Here is a 21,299-nt window from a genome sequence, read left to right on the forward strand (position 1 = left end):
CGACCAGGGGTTATCGAGCACAAGCGTGTCTCTCCGAAATCTGGCCCCAAGAGGTTTCGCTCGTTTGCGCATCGGCCAATGCAGATAAGAAGCCTTCGGCATTGGCCTTCCGCTCAGCATCCTTTGAACCCGGATTATGTGTCATTCGTGATTGTGCTTGGGTCAACCAAGGTATGTGAGACAGCGAGATTTGATGCGCGTGGACTAGCCGCAGAGCGCCACAAGCCGTCAGTGTGGCCAGCTGCTTGTTTGTCAAACTGTTCAACCGATCGGTCGAGATACCCCAACAGCTCCTTGGCAAAATGCAGCTCTCGTATTGGGTGAGTGGGTCCAACAAGTTCATTTCCGCAAGCACATCACAAATGGCCTTTGTGGTTTGTGCGGACGACATTCGACCTTGGAAGAACCTCTTTACGGCTTCAAGATTGGAAGAAAGCGCTCCTGTTTCACGGTAGAACGCCTCATCTCTGGGGTCATCACTGATCAAGCCAAGGGATTCGTCGATGAGCAATTGGAATTGAGCGTCCTTGACCTGCCCACCTCTTGGCATTGGTTCGGCATCGAAAGGCGGGCACCTCATCGCAGAGGGCAAGTAGGGCGCCAACCATATGCCTGTTTCGGACACAAATGGGTTTTCAGCCTCTTCTGTCAGGGAAAACACTGCGACCGGCTCTACCCCGCTCTCCGTTTTGCGGAACACAAGCGGGAAAGCAGCCGCTACGGGGAAAACTTCTGCCGCAACAACTGAACATTCGGTCACGTGCCTTGTATGGTCGAATGAGGTGAAGCGTTTCCAGAACTTGTGACCATACCTCTGGAATGAGAGGGGTTTGAGGTGGGTTTTTGACATGGCTGCCTTCCAAGCTCTCGGCCAATCCTAGAAAAGGACTAGGCGGTGGCACCTGTGGGATCGGTATGCAGGATATTGTCTGCACTCAGGCTGTTCAGATCATTCAGACCATCGAACACGGCGAGCGTATCAACAGTGACGTCGTCTGATGCAGAGAACCTGGCTTTGACGAGCTTGGCGTCGGTTCCATCGGTTGTCAGGGCATATATCTCGTCTCCGGCCTGCGCTCCGACCAGGCTCTCCAATGCCAATTCAATGGTGCTGGCCGTGAGGTCGCTGAGGATGGTCGTAAAGCCGATGAAGCCTGTATCTATTCCCAGATTGCCGCCTTGGCTCAGGAATTCCACGTCCGTTCCCGTGCCTCGCAACGTGGCGACGTCGAGGCCCCTGAACATCAGGGCATCTGCGACTTCCGTTGCAGTTCCGGTGCTGAACCCCGTGATGATATCTGTGCCATTGATTGCAGGGTCTGCTTCGAACACAACGATGTCTCGGCCTGCCTCTGTCAGGTCAATCGTATCGTCGCCATCACCCCCCCTGATGATCGTGTCCACATTGCTTGCATCTATAACATCGTCAGTGGTCGTCCCTGATTGGTAGACAGAGTCCCCTCCGTTTGGCGTGACGATCTTCAGCTCAAAGGGTTGATTGATGTCCTGAATGTCGACAGAAAACTGCACCAGAGGCGACGAAATGTCGGAGAAACTCAGCGTTGCTCCGGCAAAATTGACGAAACTGGGGTTGGCTGCGTTCACGGCAAGAGGCAATTGCCCGTTGAATATGATGGAGCCGCTGTCAAAGGTGACCTGAGCGGAGTCGAATTCCAATCGCATGTCTACAAATAACCCGCTCGACAGATCCCGATCGGCTTCCGAATAGACCGCGAACTGGACGGTTGAGCCACTTCGGCCGACTTCCGAGATGACATAGGCTATGGGGGTATGAGCCGTGGCTTCAGCGCTCACCGGAACGGGATCAGGCCCTCCTGATACTGTTGCTTCGGCCGAGAAGTTCAGATCCGTCCCGGCTGTCGTGGCGCCAAAAGCGGAGGCTGCGATAGGTGCAGACCATGTTCCATTTGCGGCGACGGTTGCGGTGCCAACGGATGTACTGCCCAGCAGGATATCCACTGTGTGACCGGCAACCAGACCGACCGAAGAGCCGCTGACTGTAATCCCGGAACTTTGCGCATCGGCAAGAGAGATCGCCCCATTTGTTCCAATTGTATCAAGGCTCAAAGTGGGCCGGAAATCGGTTGAGAAGGAACCTGTTGCCGCGTTGGAGGTATTTCCAGCAGCGTCTTCAACCGATGCCGAGACCTGAAAGCTTGCGCTGTCTGCCAAGGCCGCGAGATCGCTGGTTGGAATATCCGCATTCCAGTTTCCGTTCAGTGCGGTGGCCGTATAGGTCTCGCCGTCCAAGGTGATGGTTACAGTGTCTCCGTTATCGGCCGTTGTTGTGCCTGAAACCGTCAGGTCCTGCCCACGCTCCACTACATCCAGAACTGATCCGATGGACAGTGGATCGAGGGTAATGCTGGGTGCCGCAAAATCAGTTGTGAAGCCCATTGTGGTTTGGGACGTGTTTCCAACTGCATCAGCCACAGTCGCGGTGATGGTATAGCTTTCCTGATCCTGAAGCCCCAAAAGCTCAGACGCGTTTGTCACCAACGTCCAATTGCCACCGGTGACGGTTGTTGCGTCGGTGACGTCAACCGTGCCGTCGGCGCGTGCGATCGTGATAGATACAACCGCCCCTACGCCTGCATCGCTTGTGCCTGAAATGGTCAGGTCCGTTGCCCGCTCTGCGGCGTTCATGATCGAGCCGTCCGAAACGCTCGTGATCGCGATGGTTGGATCAGTGAAATCTGTATCGAAGCTGCTTGTCGCTTGAACAGCCGGGTTTTCGGCGATGTCTGAGACATCTGCTGTTACCGCAATTGTTGCTCCGTCCGCAAAGAGTGCCAAATCAGCGGCTGGTACGGTAACGGTCCACGACCCGCCCGAAGCCTCGGCGGTGTAGGTGAGCCCATTCATCCCAACGGTTACGGTTTGATCGTCTTCAGCTGAGGTGGAACCCGAAATGGTCAGGTCGGTTCCGCGCTCCGCCGCATTCATGACAGCACCGTCCGAGAAGCTGTCGATGGTCACCGTCGGAGCGCTGACATCCTTGGTCAATTGCGCCGTTGCTTGAGGCGCAGCCAGCCCGTCCGCGTCAGACACATTGGCTGTTATCGTAAAATCGCCGCCATCGGACAGAGATGCTAGATCGGCGGTCGGTACGGTAACGCTCCAAGAGCCACCCGAGACGAGGTCCGTATAGGTCTGGCCGTTCAGCGTGACGGAAACCTGCTGGTTGTCGCCAACATTTCCGGTTGTGCCTGAAATGGCAAGGTCTGAACCGGCCTCGGCAGCGTTCAGGATATCACCTACGGACAAGGGCGAAATGGCAATGGATGGGCCTGAGAGGTCGACGGGCACCGTGGCCGTCACGGTGGTCGCCGGGTTGCCAGCCGCATCCGCGAGCGTAACACTGATTTCTGCCGGAGTGCCCGTCGTCAACCCGGCAAGATCCGCGTTGGGAATAGTGACAGACCAACTGCCGCCCAGTGTCGTGCCGGTAAAGGACTGCCCATCCAATACAAGCGTTACAGTTTGGTTGTCCTCAGCCGAGGTCGCCCCGGTCACGGTCAGATCGCCGGTTACATCAATAAGGTCAATGGACCCTCCGCCGACCGGATCGAGCGTGAGGGTTGGAGCCGTGAAGTCCGTATCGAAGCTGTTGCTGGCTTGAACGGCCGTGTTGCCAGCGCGATCCGAAACGTCCGCTGTCACGCTGATGGTTGCCCCATCCGACAAGGCTGCCAGATCGGCGGCTGGAACGGTTGCCGACCATTGGCCGTTGGACACCGTACCGGTGTAAGTCTGACCATTCAGAGTGACGCTCACCGACTGCCCGTTTTCTGCGTCTGTCGCACCACCTACGACAAGATCTGTTCCCTGCTCGGCGGCGTTCATGACGGCGCCATCCGAGAAACTGTCAATGCTGAGTGTTGGTGGGATGGTGTCTACGACCACGGTTGCCGTCGATACGGAGATCTCGTCCCCCAAGGTATCAAGCATACGAACGGTCACTGTGGACTGGCCTTGGGCCAGGGCGCTCGCCTCGGGCGCTGTGAGGGTGACGGTCCAGTTCCCTTCGGAATCCGGTGTCACGGTCTTGGTCACGGAGCCGATCGTAACCTCGACCGAGGTCGCATCGTCCGGCGCAGTTGCGTTGGTCAGAGTGTTGTTGAGGGAGGTGGCCTGCAACTCTGCCAAATTCAGCGTCGGGAAGTTTGGCGTAGGGGCTGGATCGTCCCCGCCGCCTCCGCCGCCGCCACCTGCCGCCGCAGCACCGGCGAGACCAAGACCCGCCGCCGCAGCACCCATGCCGCCCAGACCGCCTGCCGCTGAAGCAGCTCCGGCCTCGGCGACGGCGCTGAATTCGACGATCTGCGAAACCATCGCCTCGGCGATCATGATCGAGCCGCTTTCAAGGACCTGAACATGTTCAGCCGCAACAACCATCGTGCGCCCATCGAGCATTTTCAGAAGGACATTCCCGTTGTCCATCAGCTTGGCTGATTTCACACCCGGGATCGTATCCGCGAATTGGAACGCATAGAGTTCCTCAACCGTCGCCTGCGCAAAAGCCGGAAGGGCCAGCAAGGTCGACACCAATCCGCCCGCAATGCCGCGCCCGGACAGTTTGCGCAGGTTGCGTTCGATCCACGAGCGCTTGTGGCGATCGCGATCTGCCCCTGAAAGATCGGCTGGCGTATCAGTATGGCGCTCAGGTGTCTTCATCGTCTTGCCCCTCAGATTTGGTGTCCGCGATCCGTGGAAGGCCATCCCCGACATGACGCTTTGTTCATCTGTCTTGCCTTCCGGTTAACACCGCGGGCGAACCTGGAAAAATTGAGTTAAACTGAAGCCGAACTCCTCGTTTTCACCACATTCCCGCTTTTGTTTCGGTCTGGGCATCAGATCATCCTCAGGTCATTGCCAGGGGTGGCATTGGGGGTGATCAAGGTGATGCTTCAATTCGAAACTGTGGTTGCAACGGGAAGCCCGGCGCTCGATTCAGGTATCGGCGATACGGCTTTAAAAACGTTTAACGGGGATAAGTATCTCTATTCCGTCACCGGTCCGTTCGGTGGTGTTGCCGCTTGGCGCCTCACCGAAGGGGCCGGGCCGCAGCTGGTGGATACCGTCTATCACAGTGGTCCGATCCTGTATCAAGTGGGGCGGACGGGTGTGCCCATCACGCTGGGCGCAGGGGATCAATTGGCCCTTGATATCAACAATGCAACGGGTTTGGTGGGGTACACGCTCAACGCGGATGGTACCTTTGGCGACCTGCAGGAAACCGGGACGCTCGTCGGTGGCGGAGACATCTCGGCGATGGCGCAACTGGACGTCGGAGGGCAGAGCTATCTGACACTTGCGCATGAAGATACCGATCAGATCGGCAGCTACGCGGTCAATCCAGACGGCACGCTTTCGGTCGTTTCGCTGGTCTCAGGCCAAGCCGATTCGATGCATGCTGCGACGGTCGGGTCTGAGCAATTCGTGATCACCGCGAACGCTGCAAATAGTGAAATCGCCGTGTTTGATGTTTCCGCGAGCGATGGCAGCCTCAGCGCTCTGGACAACAGTGCCGCTGTTTCAACGATGGGAATCTCTACGCCCACGGCGATTGAGGTGGTCGAGGCCTATGGGCAATCCTGGGTCATCGTGGCGGGGTCGGGCAGCAATTCCCTCAGCGTGATGGGTTTGCGCAGCGATGGTCGGTTGATCCCCAAGGATCACGTTCTCGATACGTTGAATACCCGGTTTGAATCCGTGCAGGACCTGTCGGTGATCGAGGTGAATGGTCGTGCGTTCGTCGTTGCGGGTGGGTCCGACGATGGGGTCAGCCTTTTCACGCTGACCCCGAATGGAAAGCTGGTCTATCTGGACAGCTTTGCGGACACGTTGGATAGCGGATTGGGGAACGTTCAGACTCTAAACCTCGCCCATATCGGTGATGAGCTTCAGGTGCTTGCAACCTCACAGCAGGATCCCGGGCTGACGCAGCTGAGCGTTTCTTTGGCAAATCTTGGCGTCGTTCTGGATGGTAGCGGGCCGGTTTCGGGCACGGCGCAAGACGACATGCTCAGCGCGGGGGTGCTTGATGCCCAACTGTCCGGCGGAGACGGAGATGACATCCTCATCGCTGGGAGTGGTGAGACGACGCTGACAGGCGGGGCAGGGGCCGATATTTTCGTCATGCAATATGGCAGCGACCCCACGACGATCACGGATTTCGAAGCCGGTACCGATCGGCTGGACATGTTCGACTATCTTCTGCTGCGCACCCCCGATCAATTGACCTTTACAGCCACATCCCAAGGGGCCGACATCCAATATCTGAATGAGGTCGTCCACGTGATTTCCTCAACCGGCACGCCGTTGACGAAAGAAGAGGTCTTTGGCTCCGGGTTTGGCGGGCCGGATCACATTCCTGTGGATTTCGGTACGTTCGGCGGGCTAGAGCCCGCAAGCTCGGACGGCATTCAGGGGCGCGTGAGCGTCGATTCCGAGACTGCCAATCCGGGCCTCGCAGATGCCGAGATCAAGTTCACTCCGACCGGAGGCGGCACCGTCACCGCAACTACAGATGAAACCGGACGCTTCGATTTGAACGTTCCGAACGGGACATTGGCCGGAGAGCTGGAGGTCGTCAAAACCTATTCAACAGCGAGCGGACGGGTCAACGCTCTGGATGCGTTGCAGGTTCTTCGCATCTCGGTTGGTCTGGATCCGACATGGGGACCAGCCGCTCCGGAAAACCTGATTGCCGCCGATATCACTCAGGACGGAGCCGTCAACGCCTTGGACGCGCTCTCCATTCTACAGGCAGCGGTCGGACAAACCTCTCCATATCCCGCGAAATGGGTTTTTCTGGACGCAGATGCCGACCTCTCGGGGATAACGCGAAATGCGGTGAATTATGACACGCAGTTGGATGTTACTGTCCAAGATGGTTCATTTGCGATGGATATGACCTCTATTCTTTTGGGAAACATCGAGACGTTGTGACGGTGTTCCGCGGTCATTTTACTTGGGCTGAACTCTCTTTCTCGAACCAGCGGGCGGTACTGTTGAAAAAGATGAGAGGCAGGCTGTCGCACTCGCGAAAGCATTGGATGGTGGCTGGCCCCTCGCTATAGCCCTTCCGAATTGAAGTTTCTTTTCACGCGCTGGTCTCAAAGTAGATTGTCATAGTTGACAAACAATCTCTAATCATTATTTGTCATCAGTGACAATTTAAGAGGCCGCAATGCCAAGACCATCTCTGAAAGACCAACGATCTCAGGAAATCCTGGATGCGTACCTCACATGTGTGGCGCGGTTCGGCCTTGACGGCGCGACCCAGGAACGGATCGCGGAGGAAGCAGGCGTCAAGCGCCCTCTGCTGCGCCACTATCTTGGCAACAAGGACGAAATGATTGCCGCACTTGCCGAGTACACGCTTGAAGGCTTTGCGATGTCACTAGACGGCCTGCGACAGGCCCTGCCAGACAGAGCAACGCCAACGGATCTTGTTGACGCTCTTTTTGCCGAAAACAGCGGAACTGATCCGCGGCTCATGCTGGCCTATCAGGCGCTGGTAACTGTTGTTCCGGATCGCCCCGATCTGCGGCAAGATCTTATGGACAGCCTAACTGCCTTCTTTGACGTTGTTGAGGATGTCCTGAGGCGCGCTGCCCCTGACGCGCCGGATACTAGCATTCGTGCCGTGACTCAGGGTATTTCCGCAATCTTTGTCAGCATGGATGCCCTGTCGCCACTCGAGCCGCCCAAAGTCTGGCGCGCGGAATTGAAACTGGCGGCGTCTTTGCTGGCCTCTACGCTGGAGGCCGAGCGATGAGCCACGCCAGAACCGCAAATTATTTAGCTTTGCCTGTCCTGTTGGCTGCCGCGTTATTGGGTTTCTACTGGGTCTGGGGGCTGCTTTTCTTATGGTGGACCATTCCGACCATCCTGAATGGTCAGGCTTTTCTGGTGTTCGAGATCAACCGAGACGACGATCCAGTTCTTTTCTGGGCCATAGTCTGCCTTTGGGCTTTGTCGGGACTGATGATGCTCGCCGCCAGCCTTTTCCCGCAATACGCCTATCTGATGACCTGAGGGATAAAGATGACCAAAATGTATCATCACCTGCCAGTCGAAGCCTACACCTCGCAGGATTGGTTCGACCGAGAACAACAACAGATCTTCTCACGCACCTGGCGTTTTGCAGGATTGGTTGAGGATATCGAAGGCCCGGGGCACTATCTGTCGGTGCAGGCAGGTCTGAACAATCTGTTTGTCGTCATGGGGCGCGATCACCGGCTGCGGGCCTTTCACAATATTTGCCGCCATCGCGGTACGCAGCTTATCCGCGCGGTCGGCAAGACGCAAAAGGTGCTGACCTGTCCCTACCACGATTGGACCTATGATCTGGAAGGAAATCTAATCTCCGTCCCCGATGAGGCGTCGGAATTTCCCGGTGGTGTTGATAAATCGTGCCTTGGCCTCAAACCGGCCAGCGTAGACGTCTGGCGCGGTATGCTGTTCGTTCATCCCGATCCGAATGCGCCCACGCTTGCGGAGTGGTTCGGCGGGGTCGATCCATTCCTTGGCCCGCACAAACCCGAGGAATTGGTAGAGTACGCTGAAGGCCGGAACACCTATGAGATCAAGGCAAATTGGAAGATCGTTGTCGAGAATTACATCGACGTCTATCACCTGAGCCACCTGCATTCCAACACCCTGCACATGTATGACCATGCCAAGGCAGAATACGGGTGGCAGGGGCCGCACTATCACTTTTGGGAGCCCCCTTCAGCGGAGTACGCCAAGGACCACGAGGCGAACCTGCCGATGCCGCGCGCGATCCCAAAACCCCATGTCGGCGCCTGGGTTCCAATGCTCTTTCCCGGCATTGGTATCGGAGCCAGTGAAGAAAGCTGGAACTTGTTTGTCATCACGCCACTGGCGCCGGACCTGACGCGCATCGAAAACCGCTCGAAGCTGGCCAACGTATCAGACTGGGCGTTTCAGAAACAGCAGTGGAAAAGCTGGGGTTTTTGGAAGGACTTTGGCGGTGCGAAGTACCAAGGGGACAACGTCGCCGGCGAAGACGATCCGATGGCATCCGGAGATTTCACGACCGAGGATATCTATGCCTGCGAACAACAGCAGAAGTCTCTGAAAAGCCCGTATCTGGAAATCGGCCCGGCTGGGATTGGCGAAAATCCGATTACCCAGCACCAGAAAGCAGTGTTGGAGTTCATGAAGGATGATTGAACAATGCGGAGATTGCTCATGACGCCCGTTCAAGCCACCCTGACAGGCGTGGTCATCGCGTCGACTTTGGTGCTGACAGCGCAAGCAGACACGCCTGAGGAGATCTCTGCCCGTGTCCTTGCGGCTCAAGACGAAGATAGCCTTCTGGCTACGTGGGAAATCTGGCATCCCGAAGCCACACACCGGATCATCCTCAAATACGGTACCGAGCAGGAAGATGATGTCTTCATTTACCGTGTGGGAGATGTGGCGGTCGCTACCGATGCTGAACTCCCCGAGGATCTGGAGGACTACAAGGAAACTGAGCGATCCAAGCCTAAAATGACCACCCGCACCGACAATGAGGTCCACCACGTAACCGCGGTTACGGATGTTCAATATGATTGGCAGGGATATGCCGGAAAAATGCGTCAAACAGATGAGTTTGTCTTTGAACCTTACCTTGGCGGGATGGTTATCCGGTCATTGACCACAACCTATGACTACCGGTGATTGGGTGATCTAATGCAACGCAACTTCTATCCATTGACCGTATCTGACATCCGCACAGAGATCGGCGGTGCAGCCACAAGTGTTACTTTAGATGTCCCTGCCAGACTGGCTGATCTGTTTCAATGGATAGCAGGGCAACATCTGACGATCAGGTTTTTGATCGAAGGGCAGGAACATAGGCGCAGCTACACCATCTCAAACCCTCCTGGATCCGCACTGCGCGTCACTGTGAAACGTGTGAAAGACGGGATCGTATCGAACCATATCGGTGATGCTCTGTCGGTGGGCGATATCATCGAAGTCATGCCCCCCTTTGGACAGTTCACCTTAACGCCCGGCCCCCTGAAACGCCGCACGCACTATTTCTTTGGCGCGGGCAGTGGCATCACGCCTCTATACGCGATGATCAATGCCGTTTTGACGGACGAGCCGCATTCCGTCGCGCATTTGGTTTTCGGCAATACCAACGCGAACAGCATCATTTTTCGGGACGAGTTAGAGCAGATCCAAGCGCGATACCCAAAACGCTTTTCTGTGCGCCATGTTCTGTCCCACCCGTCATTGCTGAGTTGGTTCAGCCCTTGGCGCACGGGTCGGTTGGACGCAAACACCGTTCAGGCCGCTATTGCCGAGACCCCACCTGTAGCGCAGGACGTGCAGTACTGGATCTGCGGTCCGGGCAGCATGAACACGGACCTGCGGGCGGCGCTCAAGAATTTGGACGTGCCTGACGATCGCATTCACAAGGAAAGCTTTGGTGGCGATGTCAAACACGATCTCAGCACGTCAGGAGTCGCGGCGACAGCCCGCATAAATCTGCATGGTGCATGGCATGATGTACCAGTGGCTGCGGGTCAAACCATACTGGAAGCTGCTCAAGCGAAAGGCTTGAACCCACCATACAGTTGCCAGTCCGGTGTTTGTGGTGCCTGTGTTGCCCGGCTTACTGAAGGGGCCGTCCATATGCGGAACCGAGTTGCACTTGAAGACGACGATATCTCAAAAGGACTCATCCTGTGCTGTCAAAGCGTTGCGACACAAGAAAGCATCGCCTTGAAGTTTGAGGGGTAGACTCGGGATCACGAAAAACGCAGGCAGAAGCCAAGCAAACAAGTCGGAACCCCACATCGCAAGTTGAAGGATTGGAAGTGGTGGCTGCTAGAAGATCAAATCTCTTTGCAGACCCGCCTCCTAACCTAACACACTGGTATTTGCCGCCATGTCGCAGCAGATGATGCCGTCACCTGCCTTGTTACTCAATTTGTGGAATGACGGGATACAGATCGATTTTTCATTGCACCAGAAGGATTTATTGGGTACCCGAGGCATCCCGCGCTTTTTGCCTTGTGCGATCAGGAACTTGGCCGCGCGGTTTTGAAGGGTCTAGCCCGGATCGAGCAAGTCAACTGATCCGGGCTTTCAATCAAAGACCGTCGCGGGATGGAAATGGGCCCGCGTTACAGGTGCCGCTAGGCAGAGACTTTGGCTCGTTCAGGTTGCGGCCCTGCAACTTTGCTGGGTGTCCCCGACACGTAGACTTTCTCGATCGCGCGGTCGTCTCCCATCATCTGCAGAACGAAAAGCTCTTGCGCCAGGCTGTCCACGCGGTCCATGCGAAGAGCCATGGCCGGGGTGCTGCGTGCGTTCAGAACGACGACATCCGCTTCACTTCCCGGGGCGAGCGTGCCGATTTTGTCTTCGAGGCCCAGAACGCAGGCATTGCCGAGGGTTGCCCAATGGAATGCTTGCAAAGGGTGCAGGGCTGTCCCTTGCAATTGCAGGACTTTGTAACCTTCGTTCAGGGTTTGCAGCATTGAATAGCTGGTGCCAGCACCAACATCCGTTGCGATCCCATTGGCGATTCCGCGCGCGCTCAGCCCGGCATGATCAAACAGGCCGCTGCCTAGAAACAGGTTCGAGGTCGGGCAGAACACGGGATGCGCGCCGGTTTCGGCCAGCGCGTCGATCTCGCGCGGCTCAAGATGGATGGAGTGTCCCAGCAGGGTTCTCCGTCCCAGCAAACCGTAGGACTGGTAGACATCCAGATAGTCCCGCGCCTGCGGATAGAGTTTTTTGGTAAAGGCAATCTCGTCCTTGTTTTCCGATAGGTGTGTCTGGATGTGGCAGTCGGGATGCTCTTGCGCCAGCGCCTGGGCCATGGCCATCTGGTCCGGGGTTGAGGTGATTGCAAACCGGGGCGTGATGACATAGCCGTTGCGTCCCTTGCCATGCCAGTCGGTGATCAGAGCTTTGGTGTCGTCATATCCGGATTGGGGCGTATCCTGCAGCGCCTCGGGCGCGTTGCGGTCCATCAGGACCTTTCCGCCAAGCATGCGCATGTTGCGTCTGGTCGCCTCGGTAAAGAACGCGTCAGCCGAGGTTTTGTGGACCGAGCAATAGGCAACCGCCGTCGTGGTGCCATGCGCAATCAGCTGATCATAGAACGCCCGCGCCATGGTCGCGCTGTGCCCGTCCGAGGCAAAGCGGGTTTCTTCGGGGAATGTGTAGGTGTTGAGCCAGTCCAAGAGCTGTGCGCCCCACGAGGCGATCACCTGCATTTGAGGGAAGTGGATATGGGTGTCGATAAACCCCGCCATCATCAGATGAGGGCGATGGTCCGTCACAGGCACGTCTTCGGCCTTTGCGCTGATCGTCGAGAATGGGCCGGTGTCCTGAATGATCCCGTCCCGGATCAGCAGCGCGCCGTCCTCAAGATAGGTATAGGCGCCGGTATCTTCGCCGTTCTGGGGCTCACGATGAAAGGTCAGCAGACGACCGCGCAGCAATCTCTGTGTCATGGAATGTCTCGTATGTCGTGGGAAAACGGGTAGGGGGCAGCCCTGAGGCTGCCCCATCATGGATCAGGCCTGTTGTGCAGGTGTATCGTCGTCGATCAGATCGGGCTCATCTGGAACGATCACGCGATGCTCAAGATCCTCTTTAGGGGCGAGCATTGGGTAGAGATAGAGGAACGCGCCGACGATCAGATAGCCGATGGTAATCCCGTCGAACTGCGGCATCTGCAGCGTGTAGGAGTGGATGATCCCTACCGCCGACATAAGTCCGCCAGCGACGGCAAACGCCCCTGCCATCCGGAACCGGCCGTCAATCACGTCGGCCACAATGGCGCCCCAGATCAGACCTGTGATGATTGCACCTTGGCTCAGCGCCAGATGTCCTTCGTAATGGGCTCCCTCCATCAGGAGTGCGGCGGTCAGACCCTCTTCACCCAGCGCAGGCAGGCCTTCGACACCGCTACTGCGCAGCGCGTTCATCAGCGACCCCCATTTGACCACCAGGAAGGCCGAGATGTGGGGCAAGATCGCAAAGGAGACCGCAGCCATGTGCATCGGCTTCACCGCCCAAGCCGTGTTGGTGATCAGGCTGACCGAGACAAAGACCAGAACAGGCGCCGCAGCCGCAATCGGGATAAGACCCGCAAGGAAGGACAGGAAGCCAAGGAAAGCTGCAGCCGCGATCACGACGGCCACACCCACGATGTAGCCCGCATGTGCATCAAGCCGTTTGTAGGCCGGATGACCGATATAGACTGTCGTCGGGAATGGAGAGCCAAACAGCGCGCCCAGCATCGTGCCCGCGCCATCCGTTACCTGGCACAGCCCGACGGGGTAGTGATCGCCCGCGGCCTCGGCGGATTCCACGTTGTTCATGGTTTCGATGAAGTTGTAGATCTGGACCGGGATTAGCACCAGAAACAGCTCAGGGTTGGCGAACAGGTACTGAACACCGACGATGAGGTCACCGAAATAGGGGATTGGTGGGTAGAAGCCGATGCCGCTTGTGTCGATTTTCGATTCACCAAGGATGATGGCAATCACCGTGCCCGCCGCAATCGCGACCAGACCGGCAGGCACGTTGCCCGGCAGGCGGAACCGCCCGATCAGACCCCAAAGGATGAACAGCAATGAGGTAAAACCGATGATTGGGTTCTCAAACACCTCGGCCAACGGGACTGAGCCGATGAAGACCAGCGCAATGCCACACAGCGTGCCAAGCATCCCGGCGCGCGGTGTAATGCGTTTCAGGTAGGGACCCACAAACGCCCCAAGGGCTGCAACGATCCCGCCCATTAAGCCCGCGCCGATTCCTACCTGCCAGGCCAGCATCGGGTCATTGGTGGCCCAGTAAATGGGTCCAATTACGCCGAAAAGATAGACGAACATGACCGGCGTCGAGATGCCATAGGGCAGGGCGGTGACATCTTGGCCCTTCCTGGTGGCCGCCCATTTGGCGAGAACCGTGTAGACCCCGACACCGGCCAGGATTGCTATGGCGGCACCGGGTACGATGCGGCCAAAAACGATCTCGGCTGGCATTTGGAACACGAACTGACAGACCCCGGAAAGGATCAGCAGGTTCACTAGGTTATCCGTAAAAAGCGCCCAGAAAGCGCTGAAGTCGCTGCGGGTAAACAGCTTGTATTCGTAGGTCCTCCCGTCCATGACGGTCTCCTCCTCTGATAGGACCGGAATTGCCTGGTGGATGTCAGGCGGTTCTCCCTCTCCGGTCGTGATGTTGGCCCGCATGGGGCGCCTTGGTTGCCCCGGTCGGGGCGGTCGCGGCAGTTTCAGAGGTCAGTTCAGCCATCACCTCGGCCACCACGAAGGTGGCGATGATGCTGGGCCGCTTGTCGCGGCTACCGCTTGCCCCGATGGGGCATCTCAAATGTTCGATGGATTGTCCGTCACACTGTTTGTGTGCCCAATTCCTCAGCTTGATCCGCTTGGTCGCGGATCCGATCATGCCAACATAGGCCGCGTCCTGACGTTCAAGCGCGGCGGTGGTCAGCAGGAAATCCAGCCCGTGATCATGGGTCAGGACGATAAAGGCGCTGCCTGCGGGCGCGCTGAAGATTTCGGCTTCGGGGATTGCACTCAGCCGGGTTTCGACATCCGCAGTGCAGAGGTCGATTTCCTCGGCCCGTGTGTCGACAAGGATGCAGCGCACAGGCAAGTGCTGAAAAAGATCCGCAAGTGCGCGTCCCACATGACCCGCCCCCATCACGTAGACATGTGGCAAGGCATCGTCGCGCCGCGCCGCCCGGTCGGTTGCGGCCCCCTTGTCCGAGGACCGCATACGGGTCAGTTGCAACTCGACCCGTCCCCCGCAGCACTGGCCAATTTCGGGTCCGAGCGGTACATCCATTTCCCGGTGTAGCGACCCGCCTCGCAGCATGTCCCGCGCGGCGTTGATGGCCATGAACTCCAACTGCCCACCGCCGATTGTCCCCCACAGGGCGTTAGGCGCCACGAACATCTCTGTCCCTTCGTTGCGGGGCGAAGACCCGCGCACACGTGTCAGCGCGATGCGGATCACGCTGCTTTGTTCGGAGAGAAACGTCCTCAGGGACTGCGCGGCAGGCATCGTTTAGGCACCGTTTTGCAGGCGGGCAACGGCCATCAGTACACGCTCGGGCGTGGCCGGGGCGTCCAGGCGAGGGCACTCCCGGTAGTCGGCGACGGATGCCACGGCCATCGACAGGGCCTCGAACACCGAAATTCCCAGCATGAAGGGCGGCTCGCCCACGGCTTTGGAGCGTTTGATCGTCAACTCTCGGTTTTCCGACCAATCGGCGAGTTTGACATTGAAGATACGCGGGCGGTCCGAGGCCAGCGGGATCTTGTATGTCGACGGAGCATGGGTGCGCAGGCGACCGGCATCATCCCACCAAAGCTCTTCGGTGGTCAGCCAGCCCATACCCTGAATAAAGGCCCCTTCCACCTGACCCTTATCGAGAACGGGGTTCAACGAGCGTCCGACATCGTGCAGCACATCCGTGCGGTCGACCCGGTATTCTCCGGTCAGGCTATCTATGGTCACTTCCGAACAGGATGCCCCATAGGCGTAGTAGTAGAACGGGCGGCCTTGTCCCTTGTCCCGGTCCCAGTGGATCTTGGGGGTTTTGTAGAACCCGGCTGCCGACAACTGCACGCGCGCCAGATAGGCCTGTTTGATGAAGACATCGAAGGGCAGAACCTCTTCGCCGATATGAACATGGTTGGTGAGAAAGATCACCTGCTCGGGGCTTACTTCCCATGTTTCCGAGGCGAATTTCACCAGCCGTTCCTTGATCTGCTCGACCGCGTTCAACGCGGCCATTCCGTTCAGGTCGGTGCCGCTGGAAGCTGCGGTGGCGGATGTGTTTGGGACCTTCTCGGTCGTTGTCTTGGTGATCTTGATCCGGTTGAAATCAACTTGGAAGGCCTCAGCCACCACCTGCGCGACTTTGGTATTCAGGCCTTGCCCCATTTCGGTGCCGCCGTGATTCAAGTGGATCGAACCATCTTTGTAGACATGCACCAGCGCGCCGGCCTGATTGTACCACGTCGCCGTGAACGATATGCCGAACTTCACCGGCGTCAGAGCGATGCCCTTTTTCAGGATCGGAGACGTTTTGTTGAAGTCGATGATGTCTTGTCGCCGCTGGCGGTAGTCTGAGGTCTCCTCTAGTTCTCCGACCAGCCGATCCAGAATGCTGTCTTCGACCACCTGATGATAAGGCGTCACGTTCCGATCTTCGGTGCCATAGAAATTGGCTTTGCGCACATCCAGAGGGTCCTGACCCGTGGCATACGCAATTTCCTCGATCATCCTTTCCGCCGCGATCACCCCCTGTGGTCCGCCAAATCCGCGGAAGGCGGTGTTTGAGACCGTGTTGGTTTTCATCGGGTGGCTGTTAAGGCGCACATTCGGGTGAAAATAAGCGTTATCCGCATGAAACAGCGCCCGGTCGGTCACGGGGCCCGAAAGATCTGCCGAGAACCCGCAGCGCGCGGCAAAGCTGCCTTCGACGGCTTGAATGCGACCGGCATCGTCAAAGGCCACGTCATAGTCGATCACAAAGTCATGGCGTTTGCCGGTCGCCGTCATGTCCTGATCCCGGTCGGGCCTGATCTTGACGGCCCTGTTCCACTTCTTTGCGGCCATGGCGGCCACAACGCAGAACAGGTTCATTTGGCTTTCCTTGCCGCCAAAGCCACCACCCATGCGGCGGACATTGACCACAACGGCGTTGGACGGCACGCCAAGTGCATGGGCCACCATATGCTGCGCCTCAGACGGATGCTGGGTCGAGCAATGCACAACCACATCATCATCCTCGCCCGGAATGGCAAAGGCAATGTGACCCTCAAGATACATGTGATCCTGACCGCCGACGCGCATCCGACCTTGGATCCGGTTGGGGGCCGAAGCCTGAGCCGGGGCGACATCTCCGCGCTCCAGCTTAAGAGGGGCGGTGACATGCGGGTAGCCAGCATTTTGGGCCTCAATCGGGTCTAGCGCATGGGGCAGTGGTTCGTATTCGATGTCTGCCAGCTCGGCGGCACGGCGTGCGATGTCGCGAGTTTCGGCAACGACGGCGAACAGGGGTTGGCCGTGAAACTGAATGGTATCGGTTGGGAAAACCGGCTCGTCGTTCAGATGGGTCGGGCTGATGTCATTGATCCCGGGCACGTCATCTGCCGTCAAAACCCCAACAACGCCGGGTGTCGCCAGAACCTTCGCAAAATCGATGCCCAACAGTTTGGCATGGGCTACGTCGGAAACGCCAAGATAGGCGTGCAGCGCGCCTTGGGGCAGGGCGATATCGTCGGTGTAGTCAGCCTCTCCGGTAACATGCTTGATCGCGCTGTCGTGGTTGACGTCGGTGTGGGCGGCCCCAACGATGGAAACGGTGTCTTTCATTGTGTCGTCTCCTTGTTACGCACGGGCCAGTTGAACGGGGGTGTCGGTCTGGGCGTCATGTTCTAGGAAGAACCGACGCAGCAGGTTCTGGGCCGTCAGCATCCGATAGTCAGACGAGGCTCGCCAATCGGTCAGGGGTGAGAAATCCTGAGCCAGCGCCGTTGCCGCCGCCTCGAAACTTTCCCGCGACCAGGGCTGACCGTTCAGAGCAGCCTCGGCAGCAGACGCGCGCTTTGGCGTCGCGGCCATGCCACCCATGGCGATGCGGGCGTCGCAGATGATGCCATCTTCAACCGACATATGAATACCTGCCGCCACCGAGGAGATATCCTCATCCCGGCGCTTCGAGATCTTGTAGGCGGCGTTCATTTCCTTTGGCTGGGGCAGAGGAACAAGTATGCTTTCGACAAACTCGTCCGGTTGGCGATCTTGTTTGCCGTAGTCAATGAAGAATGCGTCCAGTGGCAAGGTCCGCACATCCGACCCTCGCCGCAGCGTGATTTCCGCTCCAAGCGCGATCAGCACAGGCGGCGTGTCCCCGATGGGGGAACCGTTCGCGATGTTTCCGCCAACTGTACCCATGTTTCGCACCTGCCACCCGGCGATGCGATCCCAGTACGAGGTCAGATGCGGTAGATGCTCAGACAGCAGGTTTTGGCAATCAGTGTAGCTGGCACCTGCACCGATCAGCAGGTGCTGGCCCTGTGTTTCGACCGTTTTCAGGTCTTCGAGATGTCCGGTAAAGATCGCCGGTCCGATTTTGCGCAGAAATTTCGTGACCCACAGGCCCACATCTGTTGCCCCCGCGACGATAGTGGCCTCTGGGTAAGTCTGCAGGCAGTCGGCCAGATCATCCACGCTGGAGGGAAGGATGCTCAGATTGTCCATCGGACCCGAGACGACGCGGCGACCGTCTTTCAGTGCTGCCAGACGACCTGTCACGGCCTCACGTTCGGTGTTCAGGTGGTCCGAGGCCGGGGTGCCATAGCAGCTGACGGCAACGGCTGCCCGAATGATTGACTCATACCCGGTGCAGCGGCACAAATTGCCCTGCAATGCGGTTTCGACCTGCGCCTCTGTTGGTTCGGGCGTTTGCATCCACAGCGCATAGAGCGCCATGACGAAGCCCGGCGTGCAGAACCCGCATTGGCTGCCGTGATGATCCACCATGGCTTGCTGCACCGGATGAAGGCGACCGTCGGGGCCGGACAGATGCTCAACCGTCACGACATGGCAGCCGTCCAAAGAAGCGAGGAACCGAATGCATGCATTCACTGGAGCATAGGCAAGTCCTGTCCGCCCAAGCCGCCCGACAAGCACGGTACATGCACCGCAATCCCCTTCGGCGCAGCCTTCCTTGGTGCCGGTCAGCCGACGCTCGAGACGTAGAAAATCTAGAAGAGTCTGGTCGGCTGATACGTCTGGAACGGATACATCCTTGCCATTTAGGACAAATCGGATGTCAGTGCGCGGCGTCATGCTAATCTCCCTCTACACCTGCCTTCGGGTGGGTCGCCGCAGGACCATAGAGTCAGAGATTGAGTCTTAAAATCGTCGGAAATGACAAATACTTTCAACAAAACGTTGAAAAAGAAATCCGGCCGTCGCAGTCTTCCCGCAGTGGGAGGAATGAATGTCATACATCGAAAGCTTGCGTGTCTTCGTTAGGGTGATGCAGCTAGGCAGCATCACGTCCGGCGGCCGTGACCTGCGGCTGACACCCGCAGTGGCCAGCAAACGTCTGAAAGAGCTGGAAAACCATCTGGGCGTGCGCCTGTTCAACAGAACAACCCGCTCGATGACGGCAACAGAGGTCGGCGAGGTTTTCTATGATGAGGCCAAGGCCGTCTTGCTGGCGTTGGACCACGCCGAGGCGCGCGTCGCCAGTTTTTCGGACGCCCCTCGAGGCGCAATCCGCATCACAGCGCCGCTGGGGGTTGGGCGTAGAATCGTTGCGCCGCTGGTGCCGGATTTCTCGGAGCGTTATCCAGAGACCGAGATCCGCATGCGCCTGTCCGACCGCAAAGTGGACATGATGGCCGATGGTCTGGATATTGCGTTCTTTATCGGAGAGCCGGGCGATTCCACCATGAAGCTGCGGAAATTCGCGGATTGTGATCGGCTGCTATGTGCCTCGCCTGAATATCTTTCGAATTTCGGCGTGCCAAAAACGCCGGATGATCTATTGCACTCTCCGCACAATTGCCTGCTGCTGCGCTATCCTAGATCGCCTGAGTATTTCTGGACCCTGAACACCGATATGGGGCCGCGCAAACTGGAGGTTCGAGGAAAATACGATGCGGATGATGGCGATGTCCTGACGGATTGGGCTTTGGCAGGCAAGGGGATCGTCAACAAACCGCGCTTTGATGTGAAAGAGTATCTCGTGTCAGGCCAACTGGTTGAGGTTCTGCCCTCGACACCGCCATTGCCGACCATCTTCGGCTGCCTCTATCCGCACAAGAAACTTCAGGACCCTAAGATACGCCTGTTCGTCGAACACATCGCGAAACACAGCAAAAGGTTCTTTGGATAAACCAGCAGGAGGGTCCTGTTTCACCTGCTACAAGTCGGGGCTTACTGGCCTCTTACTTCACGCACCCAAGCGATGATGGTCTGACGGGCTTCGTCATCCATTTGAACCGAGGCTGGCGGCGGCATCGCGTGGCTGATCCCGGCCTGCAGATAGATTTGATCAGCCTGGCGGGCGACATCGCCGGGCGTTTCAAGATAGACCTTCTTGGGCGCCCATTTCATTGTGCCATAAACCGGCTCGCGCGCATGACACATGGAACAGTTGCCCAGGACCGTGTCATAAGCGGCCTCGAACCCCTCGGCCGAAGCGAATTTCTGTTCATAGGGTGTCAGTTCGCGCGCTTCGGCCTCTTCCCATGTCTCGCCGGACCGGACCGAGGACAGCCATGCAATCGCGATCATCAGAAGGACCGTGACTGCCCAGGTCCAATGAGGGCCTGTTCCAGTCGCATGCATCGTGTTGAAGTAGTGGCGAATGGTGACCCCGGTCAGGAAGATCAGGCTTGCAATGATCCAGGAATACTCAGTGCCGAAGGCCAGCGGGTAGTGGTTCGACAGCATCAGGAACACGACCGGCAAGGTCAGATAGTTGTTGTGCGTCGAACGCACCTTGGCAATCTTGCCGTATTTGGCGTCCGGGGTCCGACCCGCCTTGAGGTCTGCGACCACGATGCGCTGGTTCGGCATGATCTGAAAGAACACATTGGCCGTCATGATCGTTGCGGTAAACGCCCCAAGATGCAGCAGAGCGGCCCGTCCGGTGAATATCTGGTTGTAGCCCCAGGACATGATCACCAGGATCACGAACAACAACAGCATCAGAACGGTGGGATGATCGCTCAGCTTGGATTTGCACATTTGGTCATAGAGCAACCAACCAATGGTCAGTGACCCGCCAGAGATCAGAATTCCCTGCCATAGCGCCAGATCGACCTTGGTTGGGTCTAGAAGGAACAGCTCTCCTCCAACCCAGTAAATGATCATCAGAAGCGCGGCGCCGGACAGCCATGTCGTGTAGCTTTGCCATTTGTGCCAGGTCAGATGCTCGGGCATCTGGGCGGGGGCCACGAGGTATTTCACGGTGTGATAAAACCCGCCGCCATGGACCTCCCATTCTTCGCCATAGGCCCCATCCGGCAGCGCAGGGTTTGGCTTAAGCATAAGGTCCAAAGCGATAAAGTAAAAAGATGCCCCAATCCACGCCATCGCAGTGACAACGTGCAGCCAGCGGACCGAAAAGGCGATCCACTCCCACATTACGGCCAGATCATACATGGGTTTGCTCCTAAGATTCTTTGCTTCCGCTCACTCTATGCGAGACTGCTTTGTTCTGGTAT

The 21,299-nt window shown here is 57.7% G+C and carries 15 protein-coding genes; 7 read left to right on the forward strand and 8 right to left on the reverse strand.

All coding sequences use genetic code 11. The annotated features are described in order from the left end of the window. Window positions 1-10: 10 nt before the first annotated feature. Window positions 11-850, reverse strand: coding sequence for a SapC family protein (locus ACRZ95_RS11580; RefSeq protein WP_170675815.1), 840 nt, complete (start codon window positions 848-850; stop codon window positions 11-13). A gap of 38 nt (window positions 851-888) precedes the next feature. Beyond that, window positions 889-4,698: an Ig-like domain-containing protein gene (locus ACRZ95_RS11585; RefSeq protein ID WP_170675814.1), complete on the reverse strand. Its 3,810-nt coding sequence runs from the start codon at window positions 4,696-4,698 to the stop codon at window positions 889-891. Window positions 4,699-4,926: 228 nt separating this feature from the next. Here ACRZ95_RS11585 and ACRZ95_RS11590 point away from each other — a divergent pair, with 228 nt between their 5' ends. The 6 genes from ACRZ95_RS11590 (at window position 4,927) to ACRZ95_RS11615 (ending at window position 10,791) form a co-directional block, all read left to right on the forward strand. After that, window positions 4,927-6,975, forward strand: coding sequence for a dockerin type I domain-containing protein (locus tag ACRZ95_RS11590; RefSeq protein ID WP_480554967.1), 2,049 nt, complete (start codon window positions 4,927-4,929; stop codon window positions 6,973-6,975). Window positions 6,976-7,216: 241 nt separating this feature from the next. Then, a complete protein-coding gene (locus ACRZ95_RS11595) occupies window positions 7,217-7,807 on the forward strand; it encodes a TetR/AcrR family transcriptional regulator (RefSeq protein ID WP_170675812.1) in 591 nt (196 codons plus the stop codon). Then, the gene (locus tag ACRZ95_RS11600; protein WP_170675811.1) at window positions 7,804-8,067 is read left to right on the forward strand and encodes a hypothetical protein; all 264 of its coding nucleotides are present in this window, start codon (window positions 7,804-7,806) and stop codon (window positions 8,065-8,067) included. The genes ACRZ95_RS11595 and ACRZ95_RS11600 overlap by 4 nt, the downstream gene beginning before the upstream one ends. 9 nt (window positions 8,068-8,076) lie before the next feature. Continuing rightward, window positions 8,077-9,228, forward strand: coding sequence for an SRPBCC family protein (locus tag ACRZ95_RS11605; RefSeq protein WP_170675810.1), 1,152 nt, complete (start codon window positions 8,077-8,079; stop codon window positions 9,226-9,228). 18 nt (window positions 9,229-9,246) lie between these two features. Then, on the forward strand, window positions 9,247-9,720 hold the full coding sequence (locus ACRZ95_RS11610) for a hypothetical protein (RefSeq protein ID WP_170675809.1): 474 nt from the start codon (window positions 9,247-9,249) through the stop codon (window positions 9,718-9,720). Between the two features lie 12 nt (window positions 9,721-9,732). Continuing rightward, window positions 9,733-10,791 carry a ferredoxin--NADP reductase gene (locus ACRZ95_RS11615; protein WP_170675808.1) on the forward strand — a complete coding sequence of 353 codons (1,059 nt, stop codon included), beginning with the start codon at window positions 9,733-9,735 and terminating at the stop codon, window positions 10,789-10,791. 398 nt (window positions 10,792-11,189) lie between these two features. On the opposite strand, the gene guaD is transcribed toward ACRZ95_RS11615, so the two are convergent. From guaD to xdhA, 5 genes are all read right to left on the reverse strand, one after another. After that, on the reverse strand, window positions 11,190-12,518 hold the full coding sequence (gene guaD / locus ACRZ95_RS11620) for a guanine deaminase (protein WP_480554969.1): 1,329 nt from the start codon (window positions 12,516-12,518) through the stop codon (window positions 11,190-11,192). A gap of 63 nt (window positions 12,519-12,581) precedes the next feature. Then, the gene (locus tag ACRZ95_RS11625; RefSeq protein WP_170675807.1) at window positions 12,582-14,183 is read right to left on the reverse strand and encodes a permease family protein; all 1,602 of its coding nucleotides are present in this window, start codon (window positions 14,181-14,183) and stop codon (window positions 12,582-12,584) included. Window positions 14,184-14,226: 43 nt separating this feature from the next. Next, window positions 14,227-15,105, reverse strand: a complete 879-nt coding sequence (xdhC, locus tag ACRZ95_RS11630) for a xanthine dehydrogenase accessory protein XdhC (RefSeq protein WP_170675806.1) — start codon at window positions 15,103-15,105, stop codon at window positions 14,227-14,229. A gap of 3 nt (window positions 15,106-15,108) precedes the next feature. Continuing rightward, a complete protein-coding gene (xdhB, locus tag ACRZ95_RS11635) occupies window positions 15,109-17,427 on the reverse strand; it encodes a xanthine dehydrogenase molybdopterin binding subunit (protein WP_170675805.1) in 2,319 nt (772 codons plus the stop codon). A 15-nt stretch (window positions 17,428-17,442) separates the two neighbouring features. After that, the gene (xdhA, locus tag ACRZ95_RS11640; protein WP_480554971.1) at window positions 17,443-18,906 is read right to left on the reverse strand and encodes a xanthine dehydrogenase small subunit; all 1,464 of its coding nucleotides are present in this window, start codon (window positions 18,904-18,906) and stop codon (window positions 17,443-17,445) included. A 154-nt stretch (window positions 18,907-19,060) separates the two neighbouring features. Here xdhA and ACRZ95_RS11645 point away from each other — a divergent pair, with 154 nt between their 5' ends. Continuing rightward, on the forward strand, window positions 19,061-19,963 hold the full coding sequence (locus tag ACRZ95_RS11645; RefSeq protein ID WP_170675803.1) for a LysR family transcriptional regulator: 903 nt from the start codon (window positions 19,061-19,063) through the stop codon (window positions 19,961-19,963). Between the two features lie 41 nt (window positions 19,964-20,004). Here the strand turns inward: ACRZ95_RS11645 and ACRZ95_RS11650 are convergent, their stop codons facing one another. Next, window positions 20,005-21,237, reverse strand: coding sequence for a urate hydroxylase PuuD (locus ACRZ95_RS11650; protein WP_170675802.1), 1,233 nt, complete (start codon window positions 21,235-21,237; stop codon window positions 20,005-20,007). Window positions 21,238-21,299: the final 62 nt, after the last annotated feature.

It is taken from the genome of Ruegeria sp. AI3 (genome assembly GCF_056541245.1).

Bases quoted from the DNA above. Each gene is read 5' to 3' on its own strand.
- ACRZ95_RS11590 (WP_480554967.1), top strand. From the start codon at position 4,927: ATGCTTCAATTCGAAACTGTGGTTGCAACGGGAAGCCCGGCGCTCGAT.
- ACRZ95_RS11650 (WP_170675802.1), bottom strand. From the start codon at position 21,237: ATGTATGATCTGGCCGTAATGTGGGAGTGGATCGCCTTTTCGGTCCGC.
- ACRZ95_RS11600 (WP_170675811.1), top strand. From the start codon at position 7,804: ATGAGCCACGCCAGAACCGCAAATTATTTAGCTTTGCCTGTCCTGTTG.
- ACRZ95_RS11585 (WP_170675814.1), bottom strand. From the start codon at position 4,698: ATGAAGACACCTGAGCGCCATACTGATACGCCAGCCGATCTTTCAGGG.
- ACRZ95_RS11615 (WP_170675808.1), top strand. From the start codon at position 9,733: ATGCAACGCAACTTCTATCCATTGACCGTATCTGACATCCGCACAGAG.
- ACRZ95_RS11610 (WP_170675809.1), top strand. From the start codon at position 9,247: ATGACGCCCGTTCAAGCCACCCTGACAGGCGTGGTCATCGCGTCGACT.
- xdhC (WP_170675806.1), bottom strand. From the start codon at position 15,105: ATGCCTGCCGCGCAGTCCCTGAGGACGTTTCTCTCCGAACAAAGCAGC.
- ACRZ95_RS11605 (WP_170675810.1), top strand. From the start codon at position 8,077: ATGACCAAAATGTATCATCACCTGCCAGTCGAAGCCTACACCTCGCAG.
- ACRZ95_RS11595 (WP_170675812.1), top strand. From the start codon at position 7,217: ATGCCAAGACCATCTCTGAAAGACCAACGATCTCAGGAAATCCTGGAT.
- xdhA (WP_480554971.1), bottom strand. From the start codon at position 18,906: ATGACGCCGCGCACTGACATCCGATTTGTCCTAAATGGCAAGGATGTA.
- ACRZ95_RS11625 (WP_170675807.1), bottom strand. From the start codon at position 14,183: ATGGACGGGAGGACCTACGAATACAAGCTGTTTACCCGCAGCGACTTC.
- guaD (WP_480554969.1), bottom strand. From the start codon at position 12,518: ATGACACAGAGATTGCTGCGCGGTCGTCTGCTGACCTTTCATCGTGAG.
- ACRZ95_RS11580 (WP_170675815.1), bottom strand. From the start codon at position 850: ATGTCAAAAACCCACCTCAAACCCCTCTCATTCCAGAGGTATGGTCAC.
- xdhB (WP_170675805.1), bottom strand. From the start codon at position 17,427: ATGAAAGACACCGTTTCCATCGTTGGGGCCGCCCACACCGACGTCAAC.
- ACRZ95_RS11645 (WP_170675803.1), top strand. From the start codon at position 19,061: ATGTCATACATCGAAAGCTTGCGTGTCTTCGTTAGGGTGATGCAGCTA.